This is a genomic window from Intrasporangium sp., from assembly GCF_032907665.1.
Classification (GTDB): domain Bacteria; phylum Actinomycetota; class Actinomycetes; order Actinomycetales; family Dermatophilaceae; genus Intrasporangium.
Genome location: NZ_JAJJPG010000034.1, coordinates 23,232 through 31,416, shown reverse-complemented (window position 1 = coordinate 31,416; position 8,185 = coordinate 23,232). Strand labels below are relative to the sequence as shown.

Genomic DNA, 8,185 nt, shown 5'->3' with positions numbered 1-8,185 from the left:
CGATCCGGATCGGCCTCGCGCTCAACTGCGAGATCGCGCCCTGGAGCCGCTTCGCGCGGAAGAACTACTTCTACCCGGACATGCCGAAGAACTTCCAGACCTCGCAGTACGACGAGCCGATCGCCTTCAACGGCTACCTCGACGTCGAGGTCGACGACGGTGCGGGCGGCACCGAGGTCTTCCGCGTCGAGATCGAGCGGGCGCACATGGAGGAGGACACCGGCAAGTCGCTCCACGTCGGGGGCTCGACCGGGCGGATCCACGGCGCGGAGTACTCCCTCGTCGACTACAACCGGGCGGGGATCCCCCTCATCGAGATCGTGACGAAGCCGATCGTCGGCGCGGGGGAGCGCGCACCGGAGGTCGCGAAGGCCTACGTGTCCGCCCTGCGGGACCTGCTGCGGGCCCTCGACGTCTCGGACGTGAAGATGGAGCAGGGGTCGATGCGCTGCGACGCCAACCTGTCGTTGCGCCCACGCGCCGGGGACGACGCACGCAGCGAGGCACAGCTCGCCGTGCCCTTCGGGACGCGCACCGAGACGAAGAACGTCAACTCGCTCCGCTCGGTCGAGCGGGCCGTGCGTTACGAGATCTCCCGGCACGCTGCGATCCTCGACGCCGGCGGCTCGATCCTCCAGGAGACCCGCCACTGGCACGAGGACACCGGCGTCACGACGTCGGGCCGCGTCAAGTCCGACGCCGACGACTACCGCTACTTTCCGGAGCCCGACCTTGTTCCGGTCGCGCCGGCTCCCGAGACGGTGGAGGCGTTGCGGTCGACCCTCCCGGAGCCGCCCGGCCAACGTCGCAAGCGTCTGCAGTCCGAGTGGGGCTTCAGCGACCTCGAGATGCGCGACGTCGTCAACGCCGGCGCCGTCGAGCTCATCGAGGAGACGGTCGCGGCCGGGGCGAGCCCCGCAGCCGCCAAGAAGTGGTGGCTCGGCGAGCCGTCTCGCCGCGCGAACGCGGCCGGCCAGGACATCGTCACGTATGCCGCCGGGCTGGGCCTCACGCCGGCGCACGTCGCCGAGCTCGACGGTCTCGTGACGAGGGGGCGCCTCAACGACTCGATGGCGCGTCAGGTGCTCGACGGTGTCCTCGCCGGTGAAGGCGCCCCGACGCAGGTTGCGGATGCACGGGGTCTCGAGCTCGTGCAGGACGACGGTGCCCTCGAGGCAGCCGTCGCCCGGGTCATCGAGGCGAACCCCGACATCGCCGCGAAGATCCGGGACGGCAAGGTCCAGGCCGCCGGGGCCCTCATCGGCCAGGTGATGAAGGAGATGAAGGGCCAGGCCGACGCGGGCCGGGCTCGCGAGCTCATCCTGGGCCGCCTGACCTGACGGGTGTCGTGTCAAGAGTGAGTTTGCTCACGGTCTCCGCACAGGCGGGTCAGGCGGTGTGTCGGTCCGCACCTAGTCTCTGGGCTCGTGACGATGACGCACTCCCTGACTGACCAGTCGACCGACCTGTCCGCGCCGGCGAGCGCGGCCGACGAGCACTACGAGGACTGGTCGGAGCGCCAGGCTCTCGCCGAGGCGATGATCCCGATCATCGGCCGGCTCTACCGGCAGAACAACGTCGTGACGTCGATCTACGGGCGCGGCCTCATCAACGAGTCCGCGATCCACCTCATCAAGGCCCACCGCTTCGCCCGGCGGGTCGACGAGGTCGAGCTCGACCTGCAGGACACGCTGCCGGTGCTCCAGGCGCTGGCGGCCGCAGACCCGGGCGCCGCCTCGGTGGACCTCGCCCGGCTGACCCGCAAGTACAAGCAGGAGGCCGGCGAGGCGGACCTCACCGAGTGGGTCAAGGCGGAGCTCGGCGACGTGGCCGGCCGCAAGGGCGCAACCGGTCCTGACGACGGCGAGGGCCGCCGTGGCACGGACGTCATCCTCTACGGCTTCGGTCGCATCGGGCGGCTGCTCACGCGCATCCTCGTCGACCACGCGGGCAAGGGCGACGGCCTCAACCTGCGCGCCATCGTCGTGCGCAAGGGAAGCGACAACGACCTGATGAAGCGGGCCAGCCTGCTGCGCCGCGACTCGGTCCACGGGTCCTTCCAGGGAACGATCACCGTCGACGAGGCCGCGAACACCATCCTCGCCAACGGGACCCTGATCCAAGTGATCTACTCCGACGACCCGGCAAACGTCGACTACACCGCCTACGGCATCTCGGACGCGATCGTCGTCGACAACACGGGTCGCTGGCGGGACCGTGAGGGCCTCACCCAGCACCTTCGCAGTCCCGGCGTCGCCCGGGTGCTGCTCACCGCACCGGGCAAGGGCGACCTGCCCAACATCGTCGCGGGGATCAACGAGTCGGCGATCACGGACGCGGACCAGATCCTCACCGCAGCGTCGTGCACGACGAACGCCATCGTGCCGGTGCTCAAGGCGGTCAGCGACAGGTACGGGATCGTGGGTGGGCACGTCGAGACCGTGCACTCCTTCACCAACGACCAGAACCTCATCGACAACTTCCACAAGGGCGAGCGCCGCGGCCGCGCTGCCGCGCTCAACATGGTCCTCACCGAGACGGGCGCGGCAAAGGCCGTGGCCAAGGCTCTGCCGGAGCTCGCGGGCAAGCTGACCGGCAACTCGATCCGGGTCCCCACACCGGACGTGTCGATGGCGATCCTCAACCTGACGCTCGAGCGGCCCACATCGCCCGAGGAGATCAACACCTACCTGCGCCGCACCGCCCTGCACTCGCCACTGCACAAGCAGATCGACTACATCGACAGCCCGGAGGTCGTGTCGAGCGACTTCGTCGGCTCACAGTACGCCGGGATCGTCGACGGTCGGGCGACCATCACCGCCGACGACCGCGTCGTCCTCTACGTCTGGTACGACAACGAGTTCGGCTACAGCTGCCAGGTCGTGCGCGTCCTCGAGACGATGGCCAAGGTGCACCCGCCGGCCTTCCCGCGCGTCTGACCTCCGAGGGCGCGCTGCCGACCCCGGTTACGTGGGGTCGGCAGCGCGACGACAGCACCAGCGAGAGCTCAGCTGCGCCGGCCACCGCCGAGGAGCCCGCCGAGGATCCCGCCCAGCAGGTCGCCGCCCCCGGACCCGCCGAGGATCCCGCCCAGGACGTCCTGGATCGGGTTCGAGCCCTGTTGAGGAGCCGTGCCGGCGCCCGTCGGAGCCTGTGTGGGGTTGCTCTGCGCGCCCTGTCCTCCCGGGAAGAGCGGGCCGCTGTCGGCCTGGCCCGGGGCCGGGCTCGGCGTCTGGCCGGCCGCCGACCCCGACCCGCCGCCGATGAGGTCACCGAGCACGCCACCGAGGCCGCCCTGGCCGCTCATCTTCCCGGCGAGCCACGACAGGACGATCGGGGCGAGGATCGGCAGGAGCTTCTTGACGAGGTCTCCCGAAGCGCCGCCACCGAGGCCGCCGAGGCGAGTCATGACCTGGTCGGTGTTGTCGCCGAAGATGTTGCCCACGATCTTCTGCCCGTCCTGGACGTCCACCTCGCCGAGGTCGCGGGGGATGCCGCCCTGGTGCTGGCTCAGGGCACGCGCGAGCGAGGTGGCGCCGGCCGGGTCCTCCGCGTTGGCCTGGATCCCGCCGAGCAGCGCCGGGAGGGCCTTCTCGGCGGCCTCTCTGATCTCGGACTCGGGGACGCCGTACTCCCCGGCGAGCTGACTGACCGGGACCTGGCCCAAGATCTCGTCGTACTGCGACATGCGTACCTCCCGTGGTGTCGACGGCCTCGCGCCGCCTGTTCCGACCTTAGTCATGCCGAGGCCTGGTCACAGCGGGAACTCAGCCGGCCCCGACGTCCTCCAGCGGAACCGAGATGAGCCGGTCGTCCTTGCCGTTGCTCGTCGTCAGCCAGAGACGGCCGGCCACGAAGAGCACGTCACGGATGCGGCCGTAGGTCTCGTGGAGCTTTCGCTCCGGCTCACCCGCCGTTCCGTCCGCGCGGATCGGCACCCGCCAGACCGCTTGGCCGCGGAGCGCCGCCATGTAGACGGCGCCGTCGGGGCCGATGGTGATGCCGCTCGGCGACATCTCCGCCGTGCGCCACTGGACCACCGGGTCGACGAAGTCGTCGTCACCCGCCTTGCCCTCGACCTCGGGCCAGCCGTAGTTGCGACCCGGCTCGATGAGGTTGAGCTCGTCCCAGGTCTGCGCGCCGAACTCGCTCGCCCACAGGCGGCCCTCGCTGTCCCAGGCGAGACCTTGGACGTTGCGGTGTCCGTAGCTCCAGATCGGGGACCCGCCGAAGGGGTTGCCGGGGGCCGGCTCGCCTTCCGCGGTGATCCGCAGGATCTTGCCGCCCAGCGACTGGCGGTTCTGGGAGAGGGACGTGTCACCTGCCTCGCCCGTGGCGACGTAGAGGTGCCCGTCGGGTCCGAAGGCGATGCGGCCGCCGTTGTGGTTCTGGCCGCGGGGGATGCCGTCGAAGACCACTTCGGGCTCGCCGATGCGATCACCCCGCCACGGCACGGCCGCGACGCGGTTGTCGCTGGCCGTCGAGTAGTACGCGTAGAACACCGGGTTGACGTCGAAGTCCTCCGGGACGGCGAGTCCGAGCAGTCCGCCCTCGCCGCTCGTCCGCTCGATCGGGAGCTGCCCCACGACGCGTGGTCGTCCGCCGGTTCCCGGGGCCGGGACGTGGTGCACGTCTCCCGTGTTGCGCTCGCTGACCAGGGCTGAGCCGTCGGGCAGGAGCGCGATCGACCAGGCCACCTCGAGGCCTTCCAGCAGGGCTACCGCGGGGCCGGTCTGCACCGGGGCGGGCGTGCCGGTCGAGCTGCTGGTGGTCGTCGTCGCCGCCGGGCTGCCGGCGCTCGTGGCATCGGTCGTCGTGGCGGTGGTGCTCCCTCCCTCGGGGGGCTCGGAGGTGTCGCCCGTGCACGCCGTGACGGCGAGAAGCGGTGCGGCGAGGCCGACGAGGAGCCGGTGTGGGCGCGTGCGGGAGCGGGGCGGCATACCCCATTCTGTCCCATTCGGCTGTCGCGGTCGGTGCAGCCGCCGCGGCGTGCGTGGGAAATCAGCGCCTGCGCCGAGCGATCCGGTCAGCGAGCCAGGCGTGCTCCTCCGGGTGGAGCACCTGGGCGCCGAGGACGCGGTCGGCGGCGTCGAGGTCGCCCATGGCGGCACGGAAGCTGAGGACGAGGTCGATGTCGTGGTCCGGGCGCTCGACCTCGATGGCGACGCCGGTGCGGATCACGCCCGGCGAGACGACGGACAGATAGGCGCCGGTGCGTCCCGCGTCGCTGAACCGCCTGACCCAGCCGCGCACGCCCATGTGGCCGCGGAACGTTGCACAGGGGATCCGGGGCACCTCGACCTTGAGAACCACGTCGCCGAGCCTCCACACCTCGCCGATGAGGGCGTGGGTCGTGTCGACGCCGACGGTGGTGAGGTTCTCCCCGAACGTGCCGGGAGGGATCGAACGCCCAAGCTGCTCCTCCCACCACTGCTGGTCCTCACGGGCGTAGGCATAGACGGCCTGCCTCGCCCCGCCGTGGTGCTTGGCGTCACCGATGTCGTCGCCGACGAGGCCGCTGCCGAGCCCGCCGCGCTTGGGTCCGGGATCGCGCACCTCGACGGGGGTTCCCTCGGGCACCGGCCCCTTGTCGATGGCGGTCGTGGGGCCACTGGCGTGCGGCCTCGGCACGCCCTTGCCGATGTTGATGGACAGGACGTGGGGCTGGGTCACCCGGACGAGCCTAGTGGCCACCCGAGGTCGTAGGTTGGCGCGCATGAGCGAGGTCCGTCCCGTCCTGGTGTCCGTTCCCGAGGAGGCGTATGCCGCTGGGCTGGCCGACGTCGAGGGCGTCGAGCCGGTCGTGTGGGACGTTCGCGGCCCGCACGAGCGGGGGGCCGAGCTGCGCCTCGTCGTCCCGCCCTACATGGGAGCGCCGCCACCCCGAGAGCGTCTCGACGAGCTGCCGGGGCTCGAGGTGGTCCAGCTCCTGACGGCAGGCTACGAGACGGTGCTCGACCGGGTCCCGCAGCAGGTGACCCTGTGCAACGGGGCGGGGATCCACGACGCGAGCACCGCCGAGCTCGCGCTCGCACTCATCCTCGCCTCCTGCCGGGACCTGCCCGAGCACGTCCGCGCGCAGTCGCGGGCGACCTGGGCGGCGCCGAGGGTCTCGGGCGCGCTGGCGGACAGCCGAGTTCTCGTCGTCGGCTACGGCCGGATCGGCCGCGCGATCGTCCGGCGGCTGCTGCCCTTCGAGGTCGAGGTCACCGTCGTCGCCTCGCGGTCCCGCGGTGGGGACGAGCTCGTCGACCTCGTCCACGGGATCGAGGAACTGCCCTCACTGGCCGCCGCGACCGATGTGCTCGTCGTCATCGTCCCCCTCACCGAGGCGACCCGGGGGCTCGTCGACGCGTCCCTCCTCGCGCGGCTGCCCGACGGCGCGCTCGTCGTCAACGTCGCTCGGGGGCCGGTCGTCGACACCGATGCCCTCGTGGCCGAATGCGGGTCCGGCCGTCTGCGGGCCGCCCTCGATGTCACCGACCCCGAGCCGCTGCCCCGTGACCACCCGCTGTGGACGATCCCCGGTGTCCTCATCACCCCGCACGTCGGCGGCGCCACCACCGCGATGGCACCCCGGGCGGTCGCCCTGCTCCGACGGCAGGTCGAGGCGCTGCGAGACGGCCGACCCCTCGACAACGTCGTCAAGCCCGCCGTCCACTGACCGCCGCCCCGCGCGGGAGCGAGCCCAGCGGCATACGGCATGGGCGCTCGCCGCGGCCGTGGAACCTTGTGGCTGTCAGAGGGGTAGTGGACACTGTGAACATGGCTGAGACGATCGTGGCAATCGGCACGCGCAAGGGGCTCTGGATGGCTCGCAGCGCCGACCGGCAGGAGTGGTCCCTCGAGGGACCACATTTCCTCATGAGCGAGGTCGCGTCCGTCGCCTTCGACACCCGCGCGGGACGCCGGACGGTCCTCGCCGGCGTCAAGTCATGGCACTGGGGCCCCACCGTCCAGGTGAGCGAGGACGCCGGCCGGACGTGGAGCGAGAGCGCTGACCGGGCGCTCGCCTTCCCCGGCGACACCGACACCGCGCTGGAGCGCGTCTGGCAGCTCACCCCCGACCCCAACGACGACGACGTCGTCTGGGCCGGCGTCGAGCCGCACGCGCTCTTCCGCAGCGCCGACCGGGGTGAGCGCTTCGAGCTCGTTCGCGGGCTCTGGGACCACCCGCACCGGCCGCAGTGGGAGCCCGGCTTCGGCGGTGGGGCCGTCCACACGATCGTCCCGGAGCCGGGGCGCCCTGAGCGGATGCTCGTCGCGATGAGCGCGGGAGGCGTCTACCGCACCGAGGACGCCGGGCAGACCTGGGCGCCGAGCAACCCGGGCATCCGGGCGTACTTCCTGCCCGACAACGAGTACCCGGAGTTCGGCCAGTGCGTGCACAAGGTCGCTCGCGGGGTCGACGGCGAGCTGTTCGCCCAGAACCACAAGGGCGTCTACCGGTCCGACGACGGTGGGACGACGTGGGAGTCGATCGCCGACGGGCTCCCGACCGACTTCGGCTTCACCATCCTCGCCCACCCGCGCCGCCCGGGGGTGGTGTGGAACGTGCCGGTCCAGGACGACGGCGAGCGCATCCCTCCCGGCAGCCAGCTCCAGGTCCAGCGCTCCGACGACTCGGGCCGCACCTGGCGGACGCAGGCCGTCGGGCTGCCGGACCACTGCTACACATGCGTCCTTCGCGATGCCGCCGGGCTCGACGGCGGCGACCCCGTCGGGATCTACGTCGGCACGCGCAACGGCGACGTCTTCGCGTCCACTGACGAGGGCGACTCCTTCACCCGGCTGGCGACCCAGCTCCCGGACGTCCTCGCGGTCCGGGCCGCCCAGGTCGCGTGACGGCGGGAACGGCTCGAGGGCAGGCGGACCCCATGACCACGACATCGACCCGAGTCATCCTCCCCGGACTGCTGCGGGATCTCGTCGGAGTCGGCGAGATCGAGGTCGCGGCGGGCGACGAGGACCGGACCGTGGCCCAGCTGCTCGACGAGGCCTTCCGGCAGCACCGCATCCTCGACGGCAAGGTGCGCGACGAGCGGGGACGGATTCGCCCTCACGTCAAGGTCTTCGTCAACGGTGAGGACGCCACGCGTGGGCAGGGCCTGGCCACGGTCGTGCCGGCGGGAGCGCGCGTCCACATCATCAACGCCGTCTCGGGCGGCTGACGCGGCGACCGCGG

General features: G+C 71.6%; 8 protein-coding genes. 5 read left to right on the top strand and 3 right to left on the bottom strand.

The window, feature by feature from the left end:
* Together gatB and LOY02_RS07540 are read left to right on the top strand one after the other, a co-directional pair.
* On the top strand, positions 1 to 1,340 hold a 1,340-nt coding region (gatB, locus tag LOY02_RS07545), incomplete at its 5' end, for an Asp-tRNA(Asn)/Glu-tRNA(Gln) amidotransferase subunit GatB (RefSeq protein WP_317181723.1).
* A gap of 93 nt (positions 1,341 to 1,433) precedes the next feature.
* The gene (locus LOY02_RS07540; RefSeq protein WP_317181726.1) at positions 1,434 to 2,939 is read left to right on the top strand and encodes a glyceraldehyde-3-phosphate dehydrogenase; all 1,506 of its coding nucleotides are present in this window, start codon (positions 1,434 to 1,436) and stop codon (positions 2,937 to 2,939) included.
* A gap of 68 nt (positions 2,940 to 3,007) precedes the next feature.
* Here the strand turns inward: LOY02_RS07540 and LOY02_RS07535 are convergent, their stop codons facing one another.
* The 3 genes from LOY02_RS07535 to LOY02_RS07525 form a co-directional block, all read right to left on the bottom strand.
* Positions 3,008 to 3,688 carry a DUF937 domain-containing protein gene (locus tag LOY02_RS07535; RefSeq protein WP_317181722.1) on the bottom strand — a complete coding sequence of 227 codons (681 nt, stop codon included), beginning with the start codon at positions 3,686 to 3,688 and terminating at the stop codon, positions 3,008 to 3,010.
* 79 nt (positions 3,689 to 3,767) lie between these two features.
* Entirely contained in the window at positions 3,768 to 4,940 is a 1,173-nt protein-coding gene (locus tag LOY02_RS07530) for a PQQ-dependent sugar dehydrogenase (RefSeq protein WP_317181721.1), read from the bottom strand.
* A gap of 61 nt (positions 4,941 to 5,001) precedes the next feature.
* Entirely contained in the window at positions 5,002 to 5,673 is a 672-nt protein-coding gene (locus LOY02_RS07525) for an MOSC domain-containing protein (protein WP_317181720.1), read from the bottom strand.
* Positions 5,674 to 5,716: 43 nt separating this feature from the next.
* Here LOY02_RS07525 and LOY02_RS07520 point away from each other — a divergent pair, with 43 nt between their 5' ends.
* From LOY02_RS07520 to LOY02_RS07510, 3 genes are all read left to right on the top strand, one after another.
* Complete coding sequence (locus LOY02_RS07520) at positions 5,717 to 6,664, top strand: 2-hydroxyacid dehydrogenase (protein ID WP_317181719.1); 948 nt, start codon at positions 5,717 to 5,719, stop codon at positions 6,662 to 6,664.
* 101 nt (positions 6,665 to 6,765) lie between these two features.
* The gene (locus LOY02_RS07515) at positions 6,766 to 7,845 is read left to right on the top strand and encodes a sialidase family protein (RefSeq protein WP_317181718.1); all 1,080 of its coding nucleotides are present in this window, start codon (positions 6,766 to 6,768) and stop codon (positions 7,843 to 7,845) included.
* A 32-nt stretch (positions 7,846 to 7,877) separates the two neighbouring features.
* On the top strand, positions 7,878 to 8,171 hold the full coding sequence (locus LOY02_RS07510) for a MoaD/ThiS family protein (RefSeq protein ID WP_317181717.1): 294 nt from the start codon (positions 7,878 to 7,880) through the stop codon (positions 8,169 to 8,171).
* The last annotated feature ends 14 nt before the right edge of the window (positions 8,172 to 8,185 follow it).

Bases quoted from the DNA above. Each gene is read 5' to 3' on its own strand.
- LOY02_RS07540 (WP_317181726.1), top strand. From the start codon at position 1,434: ATGACGCACTCCCTGACTGACCAGTCGACCGACCTGTCCGCGCCGGCG.
- LOY02_RS07535 (WP_317181722.1), bottom strand. From the start codon at position 3,688: ATGTCGCAGTACGACGAGATCTTGGGCCAGGTCCCGGTCAGTCAGCTC.
- LOY02_RS07530 (WP_317181721.1), bottom strand. From the start codon at position 4,940: ATGCCGCCCCGCTCCCGCACGCGCCCACACCGGCTCCTCGTCGGCCTC.
- LOY02_RS07520 (WP_317181719.1), top strand. From the start codon at position 5,717: ATGAGCGAGGTCCGTCCCGTCCTGGTGTCCGTTCCCGAGGAGGCGTAT.
- LOY02_RS07515 (WP_317181718.1), top strand. From the start codon at position 6,766: ATGGCTGAGACGATCGTGGCAATCGGCACGCGCAAGGGGCTCTGGATG.
- LOY02_RS07510 (WP_317181717.1), top strand. From the start codon at position 7,878: ATGACCACGACATCGACCCGAGTCATCCTCCCCGGACTGCTGCGGGAT.